This window comes from Vibrio sp. 1CM7H, assembly GCF_023161645.1.
GTDB lineage: Bacteria > Pseudomonadota > Gammaproteobacteria > Enterobacterales > Vibrionaceae > Vibrio > Vibrio diabolicus.
The window spans coordinates 1,819,749-1,843,913 of record NZ_JALNTV010000001.1 but is presented as its reverse complement, the minus strand read 5'-3'; the positions used below and the strand labels follow the sequence as shown (position 1 = coordinate 1,843,913).

Here is a 24,165-nt window from a genome sequence, read left to right as displayed (position 1 = left end):
TCCCGAAGGCACCAATCCATCTCTGGAAAGTTCTCTGGATGTCAAGAGTAGGTAAGGTTCTTCGCGTTGCATCGAATTAAACCACATGCTCCACCGCTTGTGCGGGCCCCCGTCAATTCATTTGAGTTTTAATCTTGCGACCGTACTCCCCAGGCGGTCTACTTAACGCGTTAGCTCCGAAAGCCACGGCTCAAGGCCACAACCTCCAAGTAGACATCGTTTACGGCGTGGACTACCAGGGTATCTAATCCTGTTTGCTCCCCACGCTTTCGCATCTGAGTGTCAGTATCTGTCCAGGGGGCCGCCTTCGCCACCGGTATTCCTTCAGATCTCTACGCATTTCACCGCTACACCTGAAATTCTACCCCCCTCTACAGTACTCTAGTCTGCCAGTTTCAAATGCTATTCCGAGGTTGAGCCCCGGGCTTTCACATCTGACTTAACAAACCACCTGCATGCGCTTTACGCCCAGTAATTCCGATTAACGCTCGCACCCTCCGTATTACCGCGGCTGCTGGCACGGAGTTAGCCGGTGCTTCTTCTGTCGCTAACGTCAAACGATGCCGCTATTAACGACAACGCCTTCCTCACGACTGAAAGTACTTTACAACCCGAAGGCCTTCTTCATACACGCGGCATGGCTGCATCAGGCTTGCGCCCATTGTGCAATATTCCCCACTGCTGCCTCCCGTAGGAGTCTGGACCGTGTCTCAGTTCCAGTGTGGCTGATCATCCTCTCAGACCAGCTAGGGATCGTCGCCTTGGTGAGCCCTTACCTCACCAACTAGCTAATCCCACCTAGGCATATCCTGACGCGAGAGGCCCGAAGGTCCCCCTCTTTGGCCCGTAGGCATCATGCGGTATTAGCCATCGTTTCCAATGGTTATCCCCCACATCAGGGCAATTTCCTAGGCATTACTCACCCGTCCGCCGCTCGACGCCGTTATCGTCCCCCGAAGGTTCAGATAACTCGTTTCCGCTCGACTTGCATGTGTTAGGCCTGCCGCCAGCGTTCAATCTGAGCCATGATCAAACTCTTCAATTTAAAGTTTTTGATTCCCTAAATAAATAGGGAGAGGCTCAATGAATACTGACTTCAAAACTACTTATGTAATTTTAAAGCTATTATCGTTCCAACAGAACGATAATGAATTGACTGTGCCAAGTCCGAAGACTTGATTGGTCACTTCGTATCATTGAAACCTAATTTGATACCGAAGTATCGAATTGGATTATCATCAACGAGTGCCCACACAGATTGATAGGTCTATATTGTTAAAGAGCTTGCTTCGTAAGCTTTGCTATCGAAGCGGAGGCGTATTCTAAGGAATTAACTTTCAGTGTCAAACACTTTTTTAAATTAATTTTTAGAAGCTTTTCTTTCGCCTTGTTGCCAACCGCTTTTGCGTTTCCGCTTTGCCCTGACAACGGAGGCGCATTATAGGGAGATGATTTTTCTTGGCAACCCCTTTTTAGAAAAAAAACCAAAAAAAAGCGTCGAGTGATTAAATCTCACTCAAACGCTTATTTTTAGCACTCAGTTGTTAACTTCAAGTAGCAAATAGGCAATCAGTATGTGTCTACCCAGCTTTCTTTAAAGCTGGTGATATCAAGATCCAGTAATTGCGCCGCTTCGATTTGCTCAATTGCCTCTAATTCTTTATTTACACTACTCATCGTCAATGTGTTGTTGTCTAACTCAAACACCTGACTTTGAGTCGTGTAGTAGAACTTAAGGATCGTCAGCGCTTTTACATCGTGCTCAGCAGAAGCAGCTTTAATGCTTTTCAGTTTGCGAAAGATCTTGTTGTGCAGCTGCTTGAGTTTCCAGACATACAACACTTCTTCCATATAAGGGCGTGTTTTGAATTGGTTCAACAAAGACAGTGAAGTAGCTAAGGCAAGCACAACACCAATTAAGTTCCAGTGAAAGTTCCCCGTCGACTGTTCAGGTACTACATCTGTATTACCGAACAAAACGATCAATAGCGTACTAAAAGCAAGAGAAGAGATAGCAAGCAAGGCAACAAAGCCACCAATCACTAGGTTGACCTTCTTTCTATAGACTTGTTTGTTTATTTTTTTGATTTCCATATACCGCTCCTAACAGGTTGCCTCTATTCTAACCAGCACACTCCGCACGACAATCGAAGCTTTGTAAGTAAGTTCACATTTGCTATTAAACTCGCATCCCTTCCCTGCTTGGGTATATACTTCCGCGCATTCACTCTTCCTATATAGAGGCTAAATTCATGCGCTCTTTTGTTTTACGAGCTCGCGCGGCGCCAACCACCAGCAAAGCACTGTTAGAAGGTGTTGGTAATGAAGCGCATACAGAGATTCTTGCTCATACCATGATGAACACTATGTTCGTTGCTCAATCACACCGTGAAGATGTGGTTGTTCACTTGGTTTTGGAAAGCACAAAAGACTTCTCACGCACCATTACTATTCGCTCCAACGACATTACCAATATTGGCGGTTTTCACGAGTCAACGTTGATCGCTGCCGTTACCCGTGCGTTGGACGCATCTGTTGGTATGGGTAAAGAGCAGCTTCGCGAAGTTGAACCGGGTATTACGGTTCGTACAGTAAGCTTCGAACGCTTGGTTCAAGAACTAGCCGAAGATCACCAACTTTATATGTTGGACAAGAAAGGCGAATTTGTTCGTGATGCAGAAATTGGTGAAAACCCATGCTTCTTGTTAACTGACCATATTCCGATGCCTAAGAAGTCTTTTAACAGCTTAAAGCGCCTTGGCACAGAGAAGATCAGCTTGGGTCCTAAGATGCTTTTCGCTTCTCAGTGTGTGGTATTGATCCACAACGAACTGGATATCCGCGAATTCTAGTTATTCGCGTACACGTTGCTAGATGATGAAAGAGGACTCGATTGAGTCCTCTTTTTTGTTTCTGATTTTCTATGCTGCGCTTATTTGCCGCCAATACTCAAGCGAGCAAAACGCACATCTGGCGCGAAGAAAGTGCGGCTATCATTAATAAGCTGGGTATCACCCACAGCTTCTACTTCTTGCAGCATCTTATAGAAGTTACCTGCAACTGTAATTCCGCGCACAGGTTGAACACGTTGACCATCACGACACAAGAAACCACTCGCACCAAATGAGAAATCACCACTGACAGCATCTGCACCAGAGTGAACCCCTTGCAGTTCCACTAATTCTAGGTATTCACCTGCTTTGACTTCTGACGCACTGCTGTTGCCTGTCGCAATCACTTTGTGATTCGCTGACACGTCTAAGCTCGATTTTGCACCGCGAGCAGCACTTGCCGTCGACACTGCACCCAAATAACTCGCTGTTTGGCTATTGTGCAATAGCGTATTCAGTTGGCCATTGGAGATCAACACATTGTCTTGAGTAGCAAAGCCTTCACTATCAAAACTTGCGATTGCCATACCATTTGGCATGTAAGCCGCATCGGTAAAGGTGATCAGTTCACTTGCAACGCTTTGACCAAGCTTGTCACCCAGTGGCGAGATGCCTTTCATCGCACTCACACCAGAAAACGCACTGCCGAATGCACCAAACAGGCTGCTTAAAGCATTGATGTGGAAAATGGCCGGATAGTTACCTGTCGCAACCGGAGCGCCTTCAAGAAGATCGCGAGCAAGGTTGTAACCGCCTTCTATACAATAAGCTGGATCCAACTCATCAAAACGGCGACCTAGCGACATTCTTCCCGCCATCGACTGTTTGCCGTCTTTTTCAAACAAGGTATACGCGTAACAAGTGAACGATCGCTCGAAATGTTGACATAACGTACCTTGAGTATTCGCGATGATGAGCTGAGTTTCACCGTCACTGTAACCATTGTATGGTGAGCTTGAAGCGTGAGGCAGAGCCACAACACCTTGCTCAAGCGCAAGGGACAGTTCAATTTTCTCATCGACCGATGTGGTATCGTCTTGCGCAATTTCTGCAATATCAGTGGTGATTTGGCTGTTCACGGAACTAATGCTCTGATGTTCATCTTGCTTGGAAAAGCGAGCACTTTGCAGCGCGTTTGTGAGCATCAAATCTAAACTTGGTTGCTCTAGTGATTCAGAATAACTTGTCGCGACACGAGCATCTTTAATAACTCGAACACCCAGCACTTGACTTGAGCTTACTTTGTACTCATCCAACTTGCCTTGGTTCGCTTTCAGAGAAAAGCTGCTGTTGCGGTTTACAATGACGTCCGCTTCTGCGCCTTGACGCTTTGCTTCTGATAGGACGTAATCAACCGCATTAAGAAGTTGTTTTTCTTGGCTCATTAGTTACCGCCTCCTACCAGAATATTATCTACTTTCAGTGTTGGCTGACCGACTGTTGTTGGTACTGAACCACTTACTGAACCACACATGCCCGGCGCAAGCGCCATGTCTTTGCCGACCATGCTGATTTCTTTCAACACTTTTGGACCCGTGCTGATCAGCGTTGCTGTTTTCAGAGGTTTGGTGATTTTGCCATTTTCAATGAGGTAAGCTTCACGAACGGCAAAGTTAAACTCGCCCGTTCCCGGTTGAACCGAGCCGCCGCCCATCTTCTTCGCATAGATACCACGTTCGATACCTGCCAGCATGTCATCAAGTGAATGCTCGCCTTCTTCAATAAAGGTGTTACGCATTCGCGAGGTTGGTGCGAACTTGTAGTTCTGACGACGACCAGAACCCGTAGGCTCATAACCTGTCTTCATACCACCCATTTTATCGACCATAAAGCTGGTTAGCTTACCGTCTTTGATCAATTGGGTTCGCTGAGTCGTCATGCCTTCGTCATCAACATGAATCGAGCCCCATTCGTTGGTCATGGTGCCATCATCGACAGCATTCACTGCAGTGTGAGCAACCATTTCGCCCATTTTGTCGTGGAATACGGACGCTTTCTTCGCAACCGAAGTGGTTTCGAGTAAGTGACCACACGCTTCATGGAAGATAACGCCGCCAAAGCCGTTACCAATTACCACTGGCATTTCACCCGATGGACAAGTATCCGCGCCAAGTTTCACTAACGCTTGCTGCGCGATAGTTTGACCCAGCTCTTTCGCATCTATCTGCTCACTGAACTCCCAACCGGCAAGAGCGCCAGGACCTTCCATACCAGAAGACTGCTCATTACCTTTTTGAGCAACGGTGTTACCCGCCACACGAATGTAGTGACGCGTATCGTCTACATGCAAACCTTCTGAGTTGAAGATAGACACTTGCTGCTCGCGCTGAAGCACACTACCAATGAACTGGCTTATGTACTCACTTTCTGCACGCGCAGCTTGGTCAACTTTCAATAGAAACGCGATTTTTGAATCTAAGTTGGCATCCTGACTTAACGGCATGCGGCAACCGTGTTGGATTGGGTAGCGGTTCAAATTTAAAGAACCTGCTGACGCGATTTGTTCACGCTTGTCTTTTGCCGCAAGCAATGAGGTTACGCGTTTTAGCTCGGCTTCGTCCGTGCTATTGGTGTATCCATAAAGCACTTTGTGACCGAAGAAGAGGCGAATACCGATACCAAAATCAATCCCCGAATTGACCTTGTCCACCTCACCAGATGCGATCTGGACGGTGTTAGTTTGATGATGTTCAACGAATAGTTCAGCGAAATCAGCCCCTAAAAAGAGAGCATGATCGATCACTGACTTCGCTGTTGCAGAATTAAGCATGAAGTCTCCTTGCTCGATGATCGTCTTAGCCTTCCTAATTAACTGTCGAAAAGTTCAACAAAGTTAAATTGGCAACGCGTTAAATTTTAACAGTTTTTTAACCTTGTTTTGTGCTAATCCTTGCTTAGCGAGACCACGATTATTTATTAAATATTCCAGGTTCAGCTCTTTCACCAGAGCGTTGCACTAGTAAATTCCACACGACGAACCATTTAGATGCTTACTCTATCACTCACCTCGCATAATTGAATACTCAATAATAATTACTCTCAAAAAACGTATCCCTTCTACAAGGGTCCTGCTATCATCCGAGCGAAATAGTCGGGGGGCCACGCGATAAGCGTTGGCTGAGATCGAGATTCGAGACCCGTTGAACCTGATTCAGTTAGCACTGACGTAGGGAACTATGCGCACTTTGCCTTTCGCCGCTCCTCTTTGGCGAGCGAAACGATCGAACAATCGATCTATCCACAACGGTCAAAGTCAGTTCCTATACGTCTTGTAGTAGGAGCGACCATGACGCAGCAATCACAGCCATCTTTACACCAGGCACAATCACCTATAACCACCCCTGTTGTCTTAACCATCGCAGGCTCCGACAGCGGCGGCGGCGCAGGCATCCAAGCCGATATCAAAGCGATGTCCGCAACTGGCAGCTTTGCCTGCTCAGTGATTACCGCCATCACCTCACAAAACACGCAAGGCGTTTCTGCGATTTTCCCGATCCCACTTGATCACGTTGAAAGCCAACTCGATGCGGTGTTTACCGATCTCAATATTGTGGCGGTAAAAGTCGGCATGCTGGCGGATTCGAACATCATTAAAGTCGTTGCTAACAAGATTAAGCAATACCAACCCAAACATCTTGTGATTGATCCCGTCATGGTCGCCACCAGCGGCGATTTGCTACTTGAGCAATCAGCAATCAGCACATTAAAAGAAGAGTTAATTCCACTGGCAGACATCATCACTCCTAACCTGCCAGAAGGTGCAGCATTGACGGGTAAGCCAGTGCCTCAATCAGAATCTGAAATGAACGATATGATTACCGACCTTCGTGCGCTTGGCGCCAAAGCTATTCTGCTCAAAGGCGGTCACCTTGAAGAAAATGAAAACAGCAACGATTTGCTGATCATGCAAGACAGTGCCGAGTTAATTAGCGCCAAGCGATTTCCAACCAAAAACACCCATGGCACAGGCTGTACACTGTCTTCCGCCATTGCGTCTTACCTTGGTCAAGGCAACAACCTGCACAAAGCGGTTCACCTTGGTAAGCAGTACATCAGCCAAGCTATCGCACACGCTGATGAATTGGAAGTGGGGAAAGGTCACGGGCCAGTGAATCACTTTTTTTCGGGTCATACTTATGTTCGCTAACGCGATTGGCATTCAGCTTTCCGACGCCAGTTTGCAATACAAAGACAGCCAAACACCGACTTTAGCGGGAGTGAACATGACCATTCCTGTCGGTCAATGGACGGTATTACTCGGACGAAGTGGCTGCGGGAAAACCACAATATTGCGTTACTTAGCTGGTTTACTGGATGACCAAGTTGACTGGCATGGCGAACTCATCACAACCGATGGCGCTGCACTGCATGACCGTATCGCTTATATGGCTCAGCAGGATTTATTGCTACCGTGGCTTAACGTGCTGGATAACGTCTGCCTCAGCTCGCGCTTTTCTCACACCAACTCAAATCCAGCGGATGAGAAACAACGCGCTCTCAACTTGTTAGAGCACGTTGGGTTGGCAGATTACGCTTACGCCAAACCCGCTCAACTCTCCGGAGGTATGCGACAGCGCGTAGCCCTTGCTCGCACTCTGATGCAAGATAAACCTTTGGTTTTGATGGATGAACCTTTCTCGGCATTGGACGCCGTGACTCGCCACAAATTGCAAACTCTCTCTGCCGAGCTACTAAAAGACAAAACCGTTGTCTTGATTACACACGATCCGCAAGAAGCAGTGCGATTGGCGCATCAACTCTATGTGTTACAAGGCACGCCTGCTCAAGCGCAGCACTTGGTTGTTCCGGACGCCAAGCCACCAAGATCTCTCGATGGAGAATGCGCAACTCTACAACAAGCGATTTTGAATCAATTGGAGAAAGACTATGAGTGATATGACTCAGTACAACTCCGTTTCGGCGCGTATCAGTAAAAAGGAACGCGTGACTCATCCGGCATTGCGTCTGCTAATCAGCGCAGCCGTGATCTTAGGTTTGTGGCAACTCATTGTAGTGGTGTTTGACATGCCAAGCTTCATCTTGCCTTCGCCGATTGAAGTATTGGATAGATTAGTCACTCGATACGACGTGCTACTCAAACACACTTGGGTAACAGCACAAGAGATCCTACTTGGCCTCGCACTCGGCTTATCAATGGGTTTGCTATTCGCTTTGCAAATGCTGATGTTTGAGCCGCTGAAGCGTTGGTTACTCCCAATTCTGATTGCCAGCCAAGCAATTCCAGTATTTGCTATCGCGCCAGTGCTCATGCTTTGGCTGGGTTACGGCATTGCATCGAAAGTAGTAATGGCGGCGATCATCATCTTTTTCCCCGTCACGACATGTTGCTACGACGGTTTACGCAATACACCAACTGGTTACCTCGATCTTGCCAAAACCATGGGCGCATCGAAATGGCAATTACTGCGCCATATTCAACTACCTGCCGCCCTACCAACGTTAGCGTCTGGTATTCGCGTTGCCGTGGTTATTGCGCCGATTGGTGCCGTGGTAGGTGAATGGGTTGGTTCAAGTGAGGGCCTTGGCTATCTGATGCTGCAAGCCAACGCACGCATGATCATCGATGAGATGTTCGCGGCGCTGTTTATTCTCGCCGCGCTGTCTATCGCACTCTATTTCACCACTGACAAATTACTGAAAAAAGCCATTCCCTGGGAAAACAAATAGGGAAAGAAAAAGGAAGAACCCCGTGAATAAAAACAAACTCATGAGCGCTGCTGCTCTGCTCGCTTCAATGGTTTCAACTAACGTACTTGCTGCCGAAAAAGAGCTTACTTTAATGCTGGATTGGTTCGTTAACCCGAACCATGGCCCTATCGTGATCGCACAAGAGCGCGGCTACTTTAAACAGCAAGGTTTGAAGATCAATATCCAAGAACCCGCCGACCCAAGCACTCCACCCAAACTAGTTGCGGCTGGCAAAGTCGATATGGCGATTTCATACCAACCTAGCCTGACCATCGACGTAGCGGCTGGCTTGCCATTAATTCGCTCTGCGACCTTGATTGCTACTCCCCTCAACACATTGATGGTGTTGGATAACGGCAAGAACGACAACCTTGGCGACCTTAAAGGCAAGAAGATCGGTATTGCGATCGCAGGTAACGAAGAGGCGACAATCGGCACCATGCTTGCGCAGGAGAACGTGAAGTTTTCTGACGTGCAAATCATCAACGTCGGTTGGGCACTCTCTTCCTCTCTTGCCTCAGGGAAAGTAGACGCTATTTGGGGCGGCTTGCGTAACTTCGAAACCAACCAACTTGCGCTAGAAGGCTACAAAGCCAAAGCCTTCTTCCCAGAAGAATACGGCGTACCAGCGTATGACGAACTGGTGTTTGTGGCGAATGCAAAAACCTACGATAAAGCGGCTATTAAAGCGTTCAACAAAGCGCTGGAGCAAGCGACCACTTACATCGTCAACCACCCTAAAGAGTCTTGGAAAGAGTTTGTCGCTTACTCGCCAGACACGCTAAACAACGAGCTCAACCAACGCGCTTGGAATGACACGTTAACTCGTTTCGCGCTTCGCCCATCAGCAGTCGACCTAAAACGCTATGACGATTACGCCGAGTTCATGTACTCACAAAAAATCATCGAAACGCTACCAAAAGCAAAAGATTACGTACCGAGCTTTGACTAATTACGAGGCTGCCCCATTATGAAATACCAAGATTTGATCGACGCTTGCTGCCAAGATTGGCAAGAATACACCGAGCATGCCTTCGTGCAGCAATTAGCCAAAGGCACACTGGCTCAACCTTGTTTTCTGCATTACTTGAAGCAAGATTTCTTATTCCTAAAACAGTACGCGCGAGCTTATGCGCTGGCAATCTACAAAGCACGTACGTTAGACGACATGCGCCGCGCACTACCAAGTGTACATGCGCTTTTAGATTCAGAGATTGCCCACCATGTTACCTACTGCGGTCAGTGGGGATTGACGGAATCTGATCTCGAAAACGAGCCGGAAGATTTTGGCACGGTGGCTTACACGCGCTACGTATTGGATGCAGGCATGACGGGCGACTTAGTTGACTTGTATGCCGCGCTCGCCCCTTGCTCCATCGGCTACGCCGTCATTGGTAAAATGCTGATTGAAGATGAAAACACGGTATTCGAAGGCAATCCTTACGCAAGTTGGATTAACTTGTACGGCGGTGAAGAGTTCCAATCTGGCGTGGCAAGTGGGGCCGAACACTTTAACCAGTTGCTGGCTGAAATCGACATCCACAGCCAGCGCGGTCAAAACCTGATTCAGGTCTTCAAAACTGCAACGCGTATGGAAGTGGCGTTTTGGCAACAAGGTCTAAACGCGCAATAAGGTTAATTGGAGAATCTCATGTTAATAGAACAAATAACTCAAGCATTAACTGCAGTGCGTCAGCAAAAGCCTTTAGTCGTGAACATTACCAACTACGTGGTGATGAACAACACGGCGAACGCTTTGTTGGCTATCGGAGCTTCGCCAATCATGGCGCATTCAAAGCAAGAAATGGCAGAAATGATGTCGTTTGCAGGCGCTTTGGTGATCAACATCGGCACCCTAGACAGCGTTTGGACGCCGCGCATGAGCTATGCCGTCGAGCAAGCCAACTCGAACGGTAAAATCGTTGTGCTCGACCCTGTCGGTTGCGGTGCAAGTTCACTGCGCACCGAAACCTCGCGCGAAATCGCCCGCCTTGCAAACAAGTTAATCATTCGTGGTAATGCTTCCGAAATCATTGCTCTCGCTGGTGAGCAAGCACAAAGCAAAGGTGTAGATGCACTCGACAGTAGTGATGCAGCCCTTGGGGCGGCTCACTTCTTGGTTAAAGAGTACGGAGCGAGCGTGGTGATCTCCGGCGAAACTGACTACATCGTGACAAAAGAGCAAACCGTCCAGCTGAATAATGGTCACGAGATGATGCCATACGTAACGGGCATGGGTTGCACGTTAACCGCACTGACAGGCGCGTTCGCAGCAATCGGCGACGAAACAGGCCTTGCTGCGGCAGCGGTGCTTGGCGTTGTGGGTGAAATTGCGGCTGAGCAAGCGCGAGGGCCAGGTAGCTTGCAAATGCATCTTTTGGATGAGCTTTACCAACTGGATGAAAAAACACTGGCAACACGTCTTACATTACAAGTGAGATAAATCGCTTCTCAATGCTTTAAACGCCTCTCACTCCAACGAAAGTGGGAGGCGAAAGGAAACACAATGAACGCCTATCGTTTGTATTTGGTCACCGACGACCAACAAGATTTATTCACTCTCAAACACGTTGTAAGAAAGGCGGTAGAAGGTGGGGTCACCATGGTACAGGTGCGCGAAAAACATGGTGACGTTCGTGCATTTATTGAACGAGCTCAAGCCGTGAAGACGATCCTTGAAGGCACTGGCGTCCCGTTAATCATCAATGATCGTGTTGATGTTGCCCTTGCCGTCGATGCCGATGGTGTTCACCTCGGGCAGTCAGACATGCCAGCAGAGATCGCTCGTCAATTGATTGGCCCAAACAAGATTCTCGGCTTATCGATTGAGACTGAAGATCAACTGGCAGAGGCGGATTCTCTGCCCATTGATTACATCGGCTTGAGTGCCATCTTCGCTACGCCGACCAAAACCAACACCAAAAAACACTGGGGTATTGGAGGTTTGAAGATGGCGTTGAACACCACGTCCTTACCAATCGTCGCTATTGGTGGCATCAACGAAACCAACATTCCTGCCCTGAGTGCGACAGGTGTACATGGTTTGGCTTTGGTTTCTGCCATTTGTCATGCAGAAAACCCAACCAAAGCAGCAGAATACTTACTTTCTCTGATGGATTAAGACCCCAGCGCTTAAGGATGAGCGCCTTTACCTTCCGGATAAATGTCATCAATTCATCACTCAACCTTCATTCTCTCGTCAAATTGACAAAGCGTTGATAAGTTTTTCACGCCAGATAACGTAAGATAAGTCCCTTATTTTCACGTGGTTGAATAACCCTCAATAAAAACAAAACGCTCTCAATGAAAACCAAAAAATATGGATTGATGATGCTCGCCTTGTTTGTTCTTGGCATCATCCCAATGTCGCTGTTTGGCTCTTATCACGATCTCACTTCACAGGTGCCTGAAAGTCTGGGTATTACTTTTACTTTGCTCACTGACTCTGCTGGCAGCAAAGGCTTTTTAATTACCTTAACACTGCTACTGCTTTCTTTATTTCGCTTTAAGCCAAGTCGCACTGAGTGGATGCAAAAACTCTCAATGTTAGGGCTGTTACTTGTGATTGGCTTTGCCAGCAAAACGGGGCTAAAACTGATGACAGAAAGCCCTCGCCCGTACACGGAATTGCTCGCAGCAGAACAATTAATTGAAACACCAGAAACGTTTTATCAGTTAGATACAAAGCAACAAGCCAACGTAATTAACCAGATTTCTGAACACGTCAGTGATTGGCGGACACGCCATTGGCAAGGCGAGAAAGACTATTCTTTCCCGTCGGGCCATACGATTTTCGTTTCGATTTGTTTGGCTTTCTTTGGTGGGTTGTTCTTACAGAACAAGTGCTATATCTCTGCACTGTCATTGTGGATGTGGGGAATGAGCGTCGCATATAGCCGCTTATGGCTGGGCATGCATCGCCCTGAAGATTTAATAGGTTCGGTCTTGTTTGTCGCGATTGTATTTACTTTACTCCCGACATTTCAGATTAAGAAACAGATGCCGTTTGTTTCTCTCGCTTCGCGCTAATGTGAACGATGACTAGATAAAAAAGAAGCCAGCGATTCGCTGGCTTCTTGCTTTCAAGCGCTACTTTTTTCTAGCCATTTTTTGGTGGTTCAAACGCTGTTAGTTCTAATTCTGGGCCAGTGTATTTTTCAATACGAACCAGTGCCGAGTTCGCCGCACAGCCGTTTGCAAGTCGAGAGGTCGGAATATCCAACGTTAACACGTTACAACCGCCGTTCTTACAAATGCCGGTTTTCGGATCCAAATCCGGCCAACCACCTTCATGAATACACACTGAACCTTGCTTGATTCGGTCAGTCACTTCTGCGCCAACCAATACTTGGCCACGGTTGTTAAACGCACGAACTAGATCGCCCGTTTTAATACCACGCGCTTTCGCATCTTCAGGGTGAATCCAAATAGGCTCACGGTTTGCAATTGCGTACTCTTCGCGAATCTTCGCGTAGTTAAACTGGCTGTGTAGACGATGCGCTGCGTGCGCGGTCATTAGCTGCAACTCGCCATCTTTTGCATTGCCAGTGTACTCGGTTGGAGCCATCCACGTTGGGTGTGGAGGACAGTCTTCCAACTGGTAACCTTCAATCGTTTTCGAGAAGATTTCGATCTTACCACTTGGCGTACCTAGCGGATTCATGATCGGGTCTTCACGGAAATCCGCGTAACGAACAAACTGTGCGTTCTTCTCGTTCCACTTCATCTCGATCAGTTGGTTATCTTCCCAGAACTTGCTGAAGTTCGGCATTGCTACGCGAGAGCCACGGCCACCTTGTTGCGCCGCCTTGTAGAAGCCGTACAGCCATTCCATTTCGGTTTTGCCTTCGGTGTACACATCACGGCCACCCGGTGCTAGCATCTCCGCCATGTCCGCGAATACGTCGAAGTCATTACGCGCTTCACCTTGCGGCTCAACCACTTTCTTCATTGGCACCAAGTGTTGGTTACTGTAGTCGCCTGTCATCGTTAAGTCATTACGCTCGAACGATGTGGTGATTGGCAGAACGACATCCGCATGCTTCGCCGCTGCTGTCCAATAAGGTTCTGAAATCACGATCAGCTCAGGCTTTTGCCACGCTTTAATCAAGCGGTTGGTGTCTTGGTGGTGAGTAAAGTTCGCACCACCTGCCCACCAAATCATCTTGATATCTGGGAACGTCAGTTCATGACCGTTGTGATGGTAGGATTGACCTGGGTTTTCCAGCGCCTCGACAATACGCGCCACAGGGAAACTTTGCACCGCGCCAGACACCGCCCAGTCGTTACCCGCAGAAGAGCCGCCACCCAGTGATGCTGAAATCGCAGGAAGCACGCCAGCGTCACGAGCAGGGTTACCACCGTTTGAGTAGTGGTAAGAGAAACCAAAACCACCGCCCGGCAAACCGATTTGACCCAACATCGTTGCCAGTGTAACCAGCATCCAGTGACGCTGCTCACCGTATTGTTGGCGCTGCATACCCCAACCAGCCATCAACATGGTGCGGTTTTTACTGAAGATGTCCGCCAGTAGCTCAAGTTGCTTCGCAGGTACGCCACAGATTTGTGATGCCCATTCTGCTGATTTTTCTACGCCGTCTTCTTCGCCCATCAGGTACGCTTCAAACTTATCGTAGCCTGCGGTGTATTTATCGAGGAAGGCTTTATCGTGCTTACCTTGTTTCACCAAGGTGTGTGCGATACCCATCATCATTGCCACGTCGGTCATTGGGTGAGGAGCAATCCACTCCGCATTCTCGCCAAAGAACTCGATGGTTTCAGAACGAATAGGGTCAATCGCAATAACCGTCTTGCCTGATTTTTTCAATTGATGGAAGAACTCAAGACCAGCACAGTCTGTTGAGCTCCACGCGATTTTTAGAGTGTTAATTGGGTTTAAGCCCCAAAGAACCACTACATCACTGTGCTCTAGCACCACTGGGTACGTGGTTTGTTGTTCGTACACTTCGATAGAGCCCACAACGTGCGGCATGATGATCTGCGCAGCACCCGTTGAGTAGTCACCCAAGTGGCCTGAATAGCCACCCGCCATGCTCATGTAACGTTGCAGCAAGGTTTGTGCTTTGTGCAGTACGCCACTTGAACGCCAGCCGTAAGAGCCTGCAAACACAGAAGCCGGGCCATATTCTTTGCGAATTCGCATGTGCTGTTCGTGGATCAGCTTGTAAGCCTCATCCCAAGACACACGCACAAATTCATCACTACCGCGCACACCTTCTGGCGACGATGGGTTTGCCAAGTAGCCTTTACGTACCATTGGGTACTTCACACGCGCCTTGGTATGCACTTGGTCAGGCCCAGTAGTTTGTAGACTATTTGGTACAGTTTGTGGCAGAGCATTAGTGGTCGATACTAGCTTGCCATCTTTCACTTCACATAACATTGGGCCCATGCGGCCCGCTGTCAAAATGCCCTTGCCACGCTGGTTTGAAGACGCAACAGACATAGGCGCAAAAGAAGTAAATGCCATGGCGCCAGCCGCCATACCTGTGCCTTTTAGAAATCCACGACGGGTTAAATTAGTCATAATCTTATCCTTCTATTTATCGTTAGTGACCAACCACATCTTTCGCGTGGTGCTGGAAGAACTTAGTAAGAATTTCTAGGTTTTCGGCAGTGATGTCTGTTCGATCACCCATACTCTTCGCCACTGGTCCCCATGCGTTCACTGTGAAGTGATTTGAAGGAATTTTCGCGTGACAAGTTGCACAATAAACGTTGTCTAGCTCTTCTGCGTATGACCAAACTGGGTCAAGCGTATCCACAACAGGAGAATCGATCGTGCCTGTTAGTGACACTGCGCGCCATTCGTTGCCGTAAACGTCGGCCTTAAACTCACCGCCCTCAAGAGCTTGCTGACCTTGCTCGGTTAGCGTTGCTACGATGGCACGTTGACCTTCACCCATGTACAGCACTTGCTCTGCGCCTTTCATTTGGAATGCGTCCAACTTAACAGTACGCTCATCACCTTCAGAGCTGATTACTTCTAACTTCGTCGTTGGGTTAATTTTACCCATCTCACCCATTGCGATTTCAGTCACAGGGTAAACGACTTTGGCACCAGGTGATGTTTTTGTGGTGAAGCTCATCAACGTTTCAAATGCCTTGCTGTCTAGCTCAGCTTCTGGTGCAAAGTGAGCAACGCCTTTGTGACAATCGATACACGTTTGATCGTTCGCTTTTGCGTACTCGTGCATTTTCGCTGCATCGCGAGATTGCTCAAATTCTTCCATCGCGTCAAAGTCGTGGCAAGAACGGCACGTTGCAGAGTCGTTTTCACGGAACTGCTCCCACACCATCTCCGCAAGCTCTTTGCGGTGCGCTTCGTATTTTTCTGGCGTGTCGATCTTGCCAGTCACGAACTCATGGTAGATGTCTTTCGATGCACGAATCTTCGTGATCAGGTAGTCCATCGGTTCTTGTGGGATGTGGCAATCAGAACACTCGGCACGAATGCCTTTCGCATTGCTGAAGTGCACTGAGCCTTGGTACTCTTTGTAAGGGATTTCCATAGAGTGGCACGAGAGACAGAACTCAGTATCAGAGGTGTAATGCATTACCGCTGCAGTACCACCTAATGTTAACCAGCCCACACCAATGCCGGCAGCAACCAGCAGTGCAACATATCGTTTTTTTATTGACATAATTAGCAACACTTCCAAATAAAATGTAATTATAGATCGCAAAATACTACTTTATGGGTAGTTCTCTCTTGATCCACATCATTTCCGTGTTGCTCTAAGTGTCTCAAGTATGAAATTTCGTTATTTTCATCCCATAAATGAATATTCAGTAAGAATTCATTACCCAACCAGGCATTCACCACACAAATCACTTTTGTAAGTGCAACCGTTTGATTAAAGAGATAAGAGGATGAGAAACTGGCTCTCTACATAAATGCTGTAAGGACACGCATGTCAGTTTATATTGAGACTCACCGAAGCCGATTAAGACCTATCGAAGCCAGCGATTGGGAACTATTTCAGCGATTACATTCCGAACCAGAGATCATTGAGCTCTGTTTTGATCGCCCGAGCGAAAAACAAATAAAAGAAAAATTTGCTTCGCGATTATTACCATGGACACCAGACAGTCCGCACTGGCTTTGCCTCGTCATACTCGATAAGCAATCTGAACAACCGATTGGCGTCACTGGCCTTGCCATTGAAGAAGGTAACGCAGAGGTGGGTTACTTACTTTTGCCTGAATTTCATGGCCGACAGTTTGGAACAGAAACCCTTCAAGCGCTTCTAAATTGGGCTAGAGCAACACATGACATCGACCGCTTTTCCGCTACGGTCACTGAAGGGAATATTGCTTCAGAGCGTGTTCTCATGAAGTGCGGATTCGAGCTATCTGAAGTCATTCCTGACGCATACCAAATTGGCGACAAGCGTTACGCCGACAAAATCTACTCGCTACAAAAATAAGGATGTATTTTGAATAAAGTAGTCATCGTTACTGGCGCAAGCCGAGGCATTGGAGCCGCAACAGCGAAAAAAATGGCCGAGCAAGGCTATTCCGTGTGTGTTAATTACCGTGCGCAAAGTGAAGCAGCTCACCAAGTGGTCAGAGACATACAAGCAAATGGCGGAAAAGCGATCGCCGTTCAAGCAGATGTATCGGACGAGCAACAAGTGCTCAATCTTTTCGATGCAACAGAAAACGCACTAGGCTCAGTCACCCATTTGGTCAACAACGTTGGCATTCTATTTACTCAGTCACCGTTGGCGGAAATCAGCTTGGAACGCTTTCAGAAAGTAATGAACACTAATGTGAATAGCTGCTTTCTTTGTTGTAGAGAAGCGGCGAAGCGATTCAGTACTGGTGGCGCAATTGTGAATGTTTCTTCTGGGGCATCACGCTCAGGCGCGCCATTTGAATATGTCGATTACGCCACATCAAAAGGCGCAATGGATACCTTAACCAAAGGGCTATCGCTTGAATTGGCAGACCGAAATATTCGCGTCAATGGCGTTCGACCTGGTTTCATTTATACCGATATGCACGCCGATGGTGGAGAACCAAACCGAGTGGATAGGCTCAGCCCTCAAATTCCACTGAAACGGGGCGGTACGGTAGAAGAAGTGGCGAATGCGATCGCTTGGCTACTCAGTGATGAAGCTTCTTATGTTACAGGCTCTTTTATCGATCTTTCAGGCGGTAAGTAAAATGGAAGTCAACATTCGACAAGCAACTCCTGACGATTTGGATGCAATTTTTGAATTAAACCTACAAATCAACGCACTGCATTTCGCCAACGCGCCTGAAGCTTTTGTAGCACCTTCAGAAGACGACCGAGCGTTCCTCACTCAGGCTCTCGAGAATGATGAACGCTTGTTTTTAGTCGCAGAACATGAAAAGGAGGTAGTCGGCTTTTTAACCGCGATGATCACTCAGAATGAAACCGTCAGCTTTCTGATCAAAGATCCAATTTGTCGAGTAGGAACGATTGTTGTCGATGAGGAGCAGAAGCAGCAGGGCATAGGTCGCCAACTGCTTGAGGTCTGTGAGCAATGGGCGCGCGATGCCAATGCTACACAAGTTCGATTAGAAGTGATGGAATTCAATCAACCAGCACAGCGGTTTTACGACAAGCAAGGTTTTAAAACTAACTCACGCATTATGATGAAACATTTGTAACGATAACGACAATTAAGCGCTTTTCACGACTAAAGCCACCTAAATCGCATTTATCGATGCAATTTATCCCCTGATTTTAGAAAAGACGATATGATGTGCGGATAAAGGAGATTCGAACATGATTTATCTTTTCGATTGGGGGAACACCTTAATGGTGGATTTCCCTCACGCACAAGGAAAAATGTGCGATTGGGAACACGTAGAAACGATTCCTCTGGCCAAAGAAACACTGGCAACACTTTCCCAAAATCATGCTATTTACATCGCGACCAGTGCGTCTGATTCCAACATGGAAGAGGTTCAGCGTGCATTCGTCCGCGTCGACTTAGACCAGCACTTAAATGGCTACTTTTGTTTTGCCAATCTCGGCATCGCTAAAAAACAACCTGAGTTTTATCTTGCTATCGCAAAACAGCTAGGGGTTAACGTGAGTGAGTTAACCATGGTTGGCGACTTGCCTCATAAAGACATTTACCCTGCAATGCAAGCTGGCGTAAATACGATTTGGTTTAATCCAACAGGAGCCAGTGCGCCAGCCGATCCCATTCCGAACCAAATTCGCTGTTTATCTGAACTCGTACCTTAACCATCACTAACCTGCACTAATCAAGGAAGATGAATGCAAATCAGACCCATCCAGGTAAGCGATATCGAGCGCTTTACCGAACTGTGGAACCGAGTCTATGCCGAAGGTAAATACCTGCGCAGTCCGGCTCCAGATAAAGACACCCTGACCAATATTTTACGTCGCGTAGAACTTGAATCGATTCCTCAATTTGTTGCTTTGGACAATCACGTTCTGATTGGTAGTGTAGAGATTTTTCCTGCCGAACTGTGCGGTTATGAAGGCGGTCAACTCACTAGCACAGGCATTTTAGGTATTCATATCGATAGAACATTCAGAGGAAAAGGGCTAGGTAAGCAGCTATTGTCTGTCGCACTTAAAAGTGCCTGGGAATATGGTTACGACACCATTGTACTTAATGTTTATAAGGACAACCTTGCCGCGATAGCGTTGTACGAACGATTTGGATTTGAGCACCATGGTGAACTAGGAGGAGTCACTCTCCCCAATGGCGAAGTGTTGATGAGTCAGAAGATGATGTTAAGCGCGCCTAACAACCCTCAGTAACGTGCCCTCGGACGATAGACTCTGTGGATGCTTGATTAACATAATAGAAATAGCATGCCTCTTCTGCCAAGGTATACCCTTGCGGCCAAATGTACACCACCCGATCAAGACCTGACTGGTCGACAAATTGATAATCGGGAATAGACACAAAGTGGGTACTATTTGGGTGTTGCTGACCAATAATACAAAAGTCACTGCCTTTGCAGGGAACATCAATTTTGGACACGCCACTCTGCGGCAAATCGATTTCTAATAACGCGCCAATGCTATTGGCGCTCGCTTCTGGCATACCACTTAAGGTTTTTACGTTCCTATCAATATAGTGGACTAGGTTTTGCTCGGCAGCATTGTCTATCACCACTCGGGCGTTAAAAAATTTAAGCGCGGTACCCAATGACGAATTGGAACTGTGTAACATCGACGCATAGGCTTGGCGATGAATGTGGAGTAGTGTTGGCAACGCAGCCAAAGCGATGAAAGCCAAAGTGGCGAGCACTATGGTGATTTCCATCAGAGTAAATCCCTTTAATCTCACTTTTTTATCTCAGCAGAATGAATGGTCGTTTGCCTCACATCCATGTGAGACCTTGCCAATATATCGCTGCTTTAAAACGTTTAAAGCCCTAGTAGATGACAAACAAGAGTCATGGGCCAAAGTTGAGACCGCTCGCCAAGTTACTATGCAAACGCACACATTTATGTGTCAATTTTAGGACTTTATTTATCAATCACTTATTTACTGAAGTAGATTACCCGAGTAGTGGAACGTTATTACGAACAAGTCCGCGACGTACGTTAGTGCACATCTTCCCGAAACGACGGATCTCATCAAACTGCGGAATCACACCCCGCTCCATTGCCGACTCCCAATAAGTAACCTCTGAATCGACCATTTCTAATAATTTCTTTGGACAACCGATGCACTGCCCTTCCGGCCCACACACAAAGGTTTCCGGTTCGTAAATCGGTAGCTCAGCTTTTACTTGCTCGATGATATTACGCATCGCGGTCATTCGATCTGGCTTTAACGTCATCACTCTGCTCCACGGATTAAGATGAAGCAGAATTGTACTCACTGGCACGTGAATGTCCCTACCCAATTTAGGTATATTCTGTTTGAACCGATTTTTTTATCGTCAGCTCTGGCTTTTTAACCACTAGATAGACCGCCGTGGCCGCTAATACAAAGCCAGAAATGCCCATCCAATCAAACGACTCACCAAACGCGAGCCAAGCTTGAATCGCTGTTGTTGGCGGCACTAGGTAAAACACAGACGCCACACTCGAAGACGCGCCATTTCTCACCATGTACAGCAGCAGCAGAATAGCCACACAAGAGAGCACGACGACCAACCACAACACGGTCAAAATAAACTCCAGTTCCCACTGAACTTGCATGGTTTCAAACTGCATCGCAACAGGCAGAAACATGATGAGTGCGGCCAAATATTGCACCGTCGCACCACCAACCATATCCACCTGCTGGCAATGTTTTTTCTGATACAGCGTCCCTAACGTGATACCAACCAAAGACAGTAAACAGACTCCAATGGCTAAGAACTTATGTTGCTCAGACTGCCACTCCATGTTTCCCATCAGCACCATAGCGATGCCGACAAAGCCAAGAGCCAAACCCAGCCATTGCGAGGGTTTAAATTCCTCACGAACAAACACCACCAGCAAAGCCGCGGTTAAAATCGGCTGAATGCCCACCAACAACGAACTCAGCCCTGCAGGCATACCCAAATCAATAGCGAAATAAGTGCCGCCTAAATAGAAGCCATGGATCAACACACCCACCACACAGCTGTGCCAGAAATCGCTTCCTGTCGGCAACCTTCTACGCAATACCGCCACAAGAACCAAAAACAGTAAGACATTGAATGCCATACGGATAGAAAGTAGTGTCGCTGGCTCGGCATACTGCAAACCAAAACGCGCACCAACAAATCCAGAAGCCCAAAGGATGACAAATACAAAAGGGATGGCTCGGATTAACATGATCGCCTCACTCACGCTTGTTTTATGTTTTGAGATACTGTTAATGTAATTAGGTACAGTGTTTTCAAAAAGTGACAGATGGAAGTGTTTTTATGGGTACAGATTTATTGGAAAGCGGTGAAGGGAATAAGTACCTCGTGGTGGAAAAACACCTCAAACAAGCCATCAATGGTGGCGTTTATCAAACGGATGAACGACTGCCCTCCATTCGCTCGTTGAGCCAAGAATTAAACGTCAGCAAAAATACCGTGATTCGTGCATATCAAGAGCTGGAAGCGCAAAACTTGGTGTACTCGGTTCCCAAATCGGGTTATCGAGTGAAAGTCGCTTTGCCGACCTCTCGCTCAATTCCGGATCCGACTCGTGTGGATTTGCTCTCGATCTGCAAAGAAATCCTCACGTATCCTGAATACCAAGAGCGTTTGCCCGCTGGCTCTGCCCACCCAAACATTGATTCCCCCGCGATCAAAAGCTTGTACGCCGAGATTGGCCGTCACAGCCGCCAGCAAACGCATGTACCGAGCCATTACCAATTGCCACCCGGAGATCACCTATTAATCAAACAACTGGCGAAAATCACGCAAGATTTGGGCACGCCAGCCAAATTGGATGAGATCATGGTGACGCACGGCGCTCAACAAGCAATAAGCCTAGCGCTGCGCGCAACGACACAAAAAGGCGATATCGTCGCGGTGGAGTCTCCTTGTTATTTTGGCAACTTATTGATGCTCGAATCACTCGGCCTCAAAGTGGTGGAGATCCCGAGTTGCCCACGAGACGGTATGTGCCCCGAAGCCTTAGCAAAAGCAATGGCGACATGGGACATAAGAGCGATCATCGTAACACCAAACTTCACCAACCCTACTGGAGCCATGATGCCGCTAGAAAAGCGCCAGCAATTGCTATTGGCGTCCGGCAATATTCCTATTATCGAAGACGATGTGTTTGGCGGGTTAAGTTATGATAAGCCGTTGCCAAGCTTGAGCTTGCTCGATGACAAGCAACGCGTGATTTACGTGAATTCGTTATCCAAAACACTCGATTCGCGTTTGAGAATCGGTTGGATGTTGGCGGGCCGATATCGAGACCAAATTGAGCAATATCTACTGTGTGAGAACATGGGCAGTTTGAACCTGATGCAATCTGCCGTGGCAACGTTTCTAACGTCAGGCAAGTATCGAACGCATACTGCGCGAATGGGGCGGGTTTATCAAAACAACATGCGTCGATTTATCCAGATGCTTCATCAATACTTAGATGAATACGAATCTCTAAAAAAACGATACCAGATCAACGCCGTGCAAGGTTCGTTCTTGCTTTGGTTGCGCCTGCCCAAAGAAACGGACAGCTATGCGTTGTATCAAGCGTGTAATCAACACAGAATCAGCCTACTTCCCGGTACCGTATTTGGCACTCAAGGACAATATCGACATTGCGTGCGCCTCAGCGTGGCAAACTTTGGTAGTGAAACCGATTGGATTCACGCGATGCAAACACTGGCAAAGTTGATAGCAAAGCATGTTCGTTAACTCGCTCTTGCTAAATGAACTTATGCCCGCATACGTAGACTGGTAACAACAAAAAACTCCACGCAAAGGTGGAGTTTTTTCGTATCGTTATCGCCCTCAGTGCGACTTAATTTGCCACATTCTCGCGACGTTTTCGGCTAAATTGGCAACGTTGACGTCGGCCTCTTTCATGGCCTCAGGTAAGCTCATCGCCCTTGGTACACAAGCAAACACCGCATCAATGCCGCACTCATAAACCGCCTGATAGTTGTCGCCCACACAGCCTGCTAATGCAATGACTGGTAAATTACACTGCTTAGCCACCTGAGCAACGCCCATCGGCGTTTTGCCATGTGCGGTTTGATGATCGATTCGACCCTCGCCTGTAAATACGATATCCGCATCCGCAACATGCTGAGCAAGTTTGACCGTTTCAAGCACAATCTCAATTCCCGGTTGCAAACGTGCTGGCGTGTACCCAAGCAAGGCCGCTCCCATACCACCAGCAGCACCCGCCCCTTCACGAGTCAGTACGTGCTTACCCGTCGCTTGTTCCGTCAACTCGCCAAACTTGCGCAATGCGTTATCGAGCAGAGTGACGTCTGACGCCGTCGCTCCCTTTTGTGGGCCAAAGATAGCCGACGCGCCTTTGTCACCACAGAGTGGGTTATCAACATCGCACGCTACCAACACTTCGCAAGTTGCTAAACGAGGGTCAAGACCAGAAATATCGATGGACGCAAGCGCCGCTAACCCGTCTCCATTTGGGGTAATTGCATGACCAGATTCATCAAGAAACGCCACCCCCAACGCGGTCAACATGCCCACGCCACCATCATTGGTAGCGCTGCCACCCAAACCAATGATTAAGCGTTGAATACCTCTGTCTAGCGCGTGTTTGATCAGCTGTCCGGTACCAATGCTGCTGGTCAGTTTTGGGTCGCGAGCATCACTCGGCACAAGGTGCAGCCCACTGGCCTCCGCCATTTCAATAACCGCGGTTTCGCCGTCGCCGAGGATGCCATAAAACGCTTCAACATCATTCCCTAATGGCGCGGTCACCGTTGTGAAGACTTGTTCGCCTTGAGTTGCATCAATCAAAGATTGAACCGTGCCTTCGCCACCGTCTGCGACCGGAACCGTAACAAACTCAGCATCATGCCATACGCGAGCAAGACCTGTTTTGATCGCCTCGCTCACTTGTTTGGCGGTTAAGCTTTCTTTAAATGAATCAGGTGCAATTACCACTTTCATACGTATT

General features: G+C 47.7%; 24 protein-coding genes, 1 rRNA gene and 1 riboswitch. Of the genes, 15 read left to right on the top strand and 10 right to left on the bottom strand.

The window, feature by feature from the left end:
• Both MSG33_RS08110 and MSG33_RS08105 read right to left on the bottom strand, forming a co-directional pair.
• A 16S ribosomal RNA gene (locus tag MSG33_RS08110) occupies window positions 1-1,045 on the bottom strand; the annotation flags it as partial.
• A 524-nt stretch (window positions 1,046-1,569) separates the two neighbouring features.
• Entirely contained in the window at window positions 1,570-2,094 is a 525-nt protein-coding gene (locus MSG33_RS08105; protein ID WP_248380535.1) for a DUF3087 domain-containing protein, read from the bottom strand.
• Between the two features lie 158 nt (window positions 2,095-2,252).
• On the opposite strand from MSG33_RS08105, the gene trmY reads away from it, so the two are divergent.
• Entirely contained in the window at window positions 2,253-2,852 is a 600-nt protein-coding gene (trmY, locus tag MSG33_RS08100; RefSeq protein ID WP_248380533.1) for a tRNA (pseudouridine(54)-N(1))-methyltransferase TrmY, read from the top strand.
• 80 nt (window positions 2,853-2,932) lie between these two features.
• Here the strand turns inward: trmY and MSG33_RS08095 are convergent, their stop codons facing one another.
• Together MSG33_RS08095 and MSG33_RS08090 are read right to left on the bottom strand one after the other, a co-directional pair.
• Entirely contained in the window at window positions 2,933-4,276 is a 1,344-nt protein-coding gene (locus MSG33_RS08095; RefSeq protein ID WP_248380531.1) for a TldD/PmbA family protein, read from the bottom strand.
• The gene (locus MSG33_RS08090; RefSeq protein WP_248380529.1) at window positions 4,276-5,661 is read right to left on the bottom strand and encodes a TldD/PmbA family protein; all 1,386 of its coding nucleotides are present in this window, start codon (window positions 5,659-5,661) and stop codon (window positions 4,276-4,278) included. Before MSG33_RS08090 ends, MSG33_RS08095 begins: the two co-directional genes overlap by 1 nt.
• Before the next feature lie 312 nt (window positions 5,662-5,973).
• Window positions 5,974-6,081, top strand: a riboswitch (TPP riboswitch).
• 96 nt (window positions 6,082-6,177) lie between these two features.
• On the opposite strand from MSG33_RS08090, the gene thiD reads away from it, so the two are divergent.
• The 8 genes from thiD to MSG33_RS08050 all read left to right on the top strand — a co-directional run bounded on the left by thiD (window position 6,178) and on the right by MSG33_RS08050 (window position 12,629).
• Window positions 6,178-7,038 (top strand): bifunctional hydroxymethylpyrimidine kinase/phosphomethylpyrimidine kinase, encoded by an 861-nt coding sequence (thiD, locus tag MSG33_RS08085; RefSeq protein ID WP_248380527.1) that lies wholly within the window; start codon window positions 6,178-6,180, stop codon window positions 7,036-7,038.
• Window positions 7,028-7,786, top strand: a complete 759-nt coding sequence (locus tag MSG33_RS08080; RefSeq protein WP_248380525.1) for an ABC transporter ATP-binding protein — start codon at window positions 7,028-7,030, stop codon at window positions 7,784-7,786. Before thiD ends, MSG33_RS08080 begins: the two co-directional genes overlap by 11 nt.
• A complete protein-coding gene (locus MSG33_RS08075) occupies window positions 7,779-8,579 on the top strand; it encodes an ABC transporter permease (protein WP_005391855.1) in 801 nt (266 codons plus the stop codon). The genes MSG33_RS08080 and MSG33_RS08075 overlap by 8 nt, the downstream gene beginning before the upstream one ends.
• A gap of 22 nt (window positions 8,580-8,601) precedes the next feature.
• Entirely contained in the window at window positions 8,602-9,552 is a 951-nt protein-coding gene (locus MSG33_RS08070) for an ABC transporter substrate-binding protein (protein ID WP_079882052.1), read from the top strand.
• 18 nt (window positions 9,553-9,570) lie between these two features.
• Complete coding sequence (gene tenA / locus MSG33_RS08065; RefSeq protein ID WP_005391859.1) at window positions 9,571-10,233, top strand: thiaminase II; 663 nt, start codon at window positions 9,571-9,573, stop codon at window positions 10,231-10,233.
• Window positions 10,234-10,251: 18 nt separating this feature from the next.
• A complete protein-coding gene (gene thiM, locus MSG33_RS08060) occupies window positions 10,252-11,043 on the top strand; it encodes a hydroxyethylthiazole kinase (protein WP_248380523.1) in 792 nt (263 codons plus the stop codon).
• A gap of 63 nt (window positions 11,044-11,106) precedes the next feature.
• Window positions 11,107-11,721, top strand: a complete 615-nt coding sequence (gene thiE, locus MSG33_RS08055) for a thiamine phosphate synthase (protein ID WP_140321052.1) — start codon at window positions 11,107-11,109, stop codon at window positions 11,719-11,721.
• A 182-nt stretch (window positions 11,722-11,903) separates the two neighbouring features.
• Window positions 11,904-12,629 (top strand): phosphatase PAP2 family protein, encoded by a 726-nt coding sequence (locus MSG33_RS08050; protein ID WP_005487073.1) that lies wholly within the window; start codon window positions 11,904-11,906, stop codon window positions 12,627-12,629.
• A 70-nt stretch (window positions 12,630-12,699) separates the two neighbouring features.
• Here MSG33_RS08050 and MSG33_RS08045 read toward each other — a convergent pair whose 3' ends face one another.
• Together MSG33_RS08045 and MSG33_RS08040 are read right to left on the bottom strand one after the other, a co-directional pair.
• The gene (locus tag MSG33_RS08045) at window positions 12,700-15,147 is read right to left on the bottom strand and encodes a trimethylamine-N-oxide reductase 2 (protein WP_248380521.1); all 2,448 of its coding nucleotides are present in this window, start codon (window positions 15,145-15,147) and stop codon (window positions 12,700-12,702) included.
• 22 nt (window positions 15,148-15,169) lie between these two features.
• Window positions 15,170-16,264, bottom strand: coding sequence for a NapC/NirT family cytochrome c (locus MSG33_RS08040; RefSeq protein ID WP_005391870.1), 1,095 nt, complete (start codon window positions 16,262-16,264; stop codon window positions 15,170-15,172).
• Window positions 16,265-16,534: 270 nt separating this feature from the next.
• Between MSG33_RS08040 and MSG33_RS08035 the strand changes: the two genes are divergently transcribed.
• From MSG33_RS08035 to MSG33_RS08015, 5 genes are all read left to right on the top strand, one after another.
• Entirely contained in the window at window positions 16,535-17,050 is a 516-nt protein-coding gene (locus tag MSG33_RS08035; RefSeq protein WP_005391871.1) for a GNAT family N-acetyltransferase, read from the top strand.
• Between the two features lie 9 nt (window positions 17,051-17,059).
• Window positions 17,060-17,791 carry a glucose 1-dehydrogenase gene (locus tag MSG33_RS08030; protein WP_248380519.1) on the top strand — a complete coding sequence of 244 codons (732 nt, stop codon included), beginning with the start codon at window positions 17,060-17,062 and terminating at the stop codon, window positions 17,789-17,791.
• 1 nt (window position 17,792) lies between these two features.
• On the top strand, window positions 17,793-18,263 hold the full coding sequence (locus tag MSG33_RS08025; protein ID WP_248380517.1) for a GNAT family N-acetyltransferase: 471 nt from the start codon (window positions 17,793-17,795) through the stop codon (window positions 18,261-18,263).
• 118 nt (window positions 18,264-18,381) lie between these two features.
• Window positions 18,382-18,849, top strand: a complete 468-nt coding sequence (locus MSG33_RS08020) for an HAD family hydrolase (protein WP_248380515.1) — start codon at window positions 18,382-18,384, stop codon at window positions 18,847-18,849.
• Window positions 18,850-18,882: 33 nt separating this feature from the next.
• On the top strand, window positions 18,883-19,395 hold the full coding sequence (locus MSG33_RS08015; protein ID WP_248380513.1) for a GNAT family N-acetyltransferase: 513 nt from the start codon (window positions 18,883-18,885) through the stop codon (window positions 19,393-19,395).
• Here MSG33_RS08015 and MSG33_RS08010 read toward each other — a convergent pair.
• From MSG33_RS08010 to MSG33_RS08000, 3 genes are all read right to left on the bottom strand, one after another.
• On the bottom strand, window positions 19,379-19,906 hold the full coding sequence (locus tag MSG33_RS08010; RefSeq protein WP_248380511.1) for a hypothetical protein: 528 nt from the start codon (window positions 19,904-19,906) through the stop codon (window positions 19,379-19,381). The genes MSG33_RS08015 and MSG33_RS08010 overlap by 17 nt on opposite strands.
• Before the next feature lie 238 nt (window positions 19,907-20,144).
• On the bottom strand, window positions 20,145-20,429 hold the full coding sequence (locus MSG33_RS08005; protein ID WP_047009765.1) for a hypothetical protein: 285 nt from the start codon (window positions 20,427-20,429) through the stop codon (window positions 20,145-20,147).
• A gap of 67 nt (window positions 20,430-20,496) precedes the next feature.
• Complete coding sequence (locus MSG33_RS08000; protein ID WP_248380509.1) at window positions 20,497-21,396, bottom strand: DMT family transporter; 900 nt, start codon at window positions 21,394-21,396, stop codon at window positions 20,497-20,499.
• A 92-nt stretch (window positions 21,397-21,488) separates the two neighbouring features.
• Here MSG33_RS08000 and MSG33_RS07995 point away from each other — a divergent pair, with 92 nt between their 5' ends.
• Window positions 21,489-22,925, top strand: a complete 1,437-nt coding sequence (locus MSG33_RS07995) for a PLP-dependent aminotransferase family protein (protein WP_248380507.1) — start codon at window positions 21,489-21,491, stop codon at window positions 22,923-22,925.
• A gap of 96 nt (window positions 22,926-23,021) precedes the next feature.
• On the opposite strand, the gene MSG33_RS07990 is transcribed toward MSG33_RS07995, so the two are convergent.
• Window positions 23,022-24,158 (bottom strand): glycerate kinase, encoded by a 1,137-nt coding sequence (locus MSG33_RS07990; RefSeq protein ID WP_048625545.1) that lies wholly within the window; start codon window positions 24,156-24,158, stop codon window positions 23,022-23,024.
• Window positions 24,159-24,165: the final 7 nt, after the last annotated feature.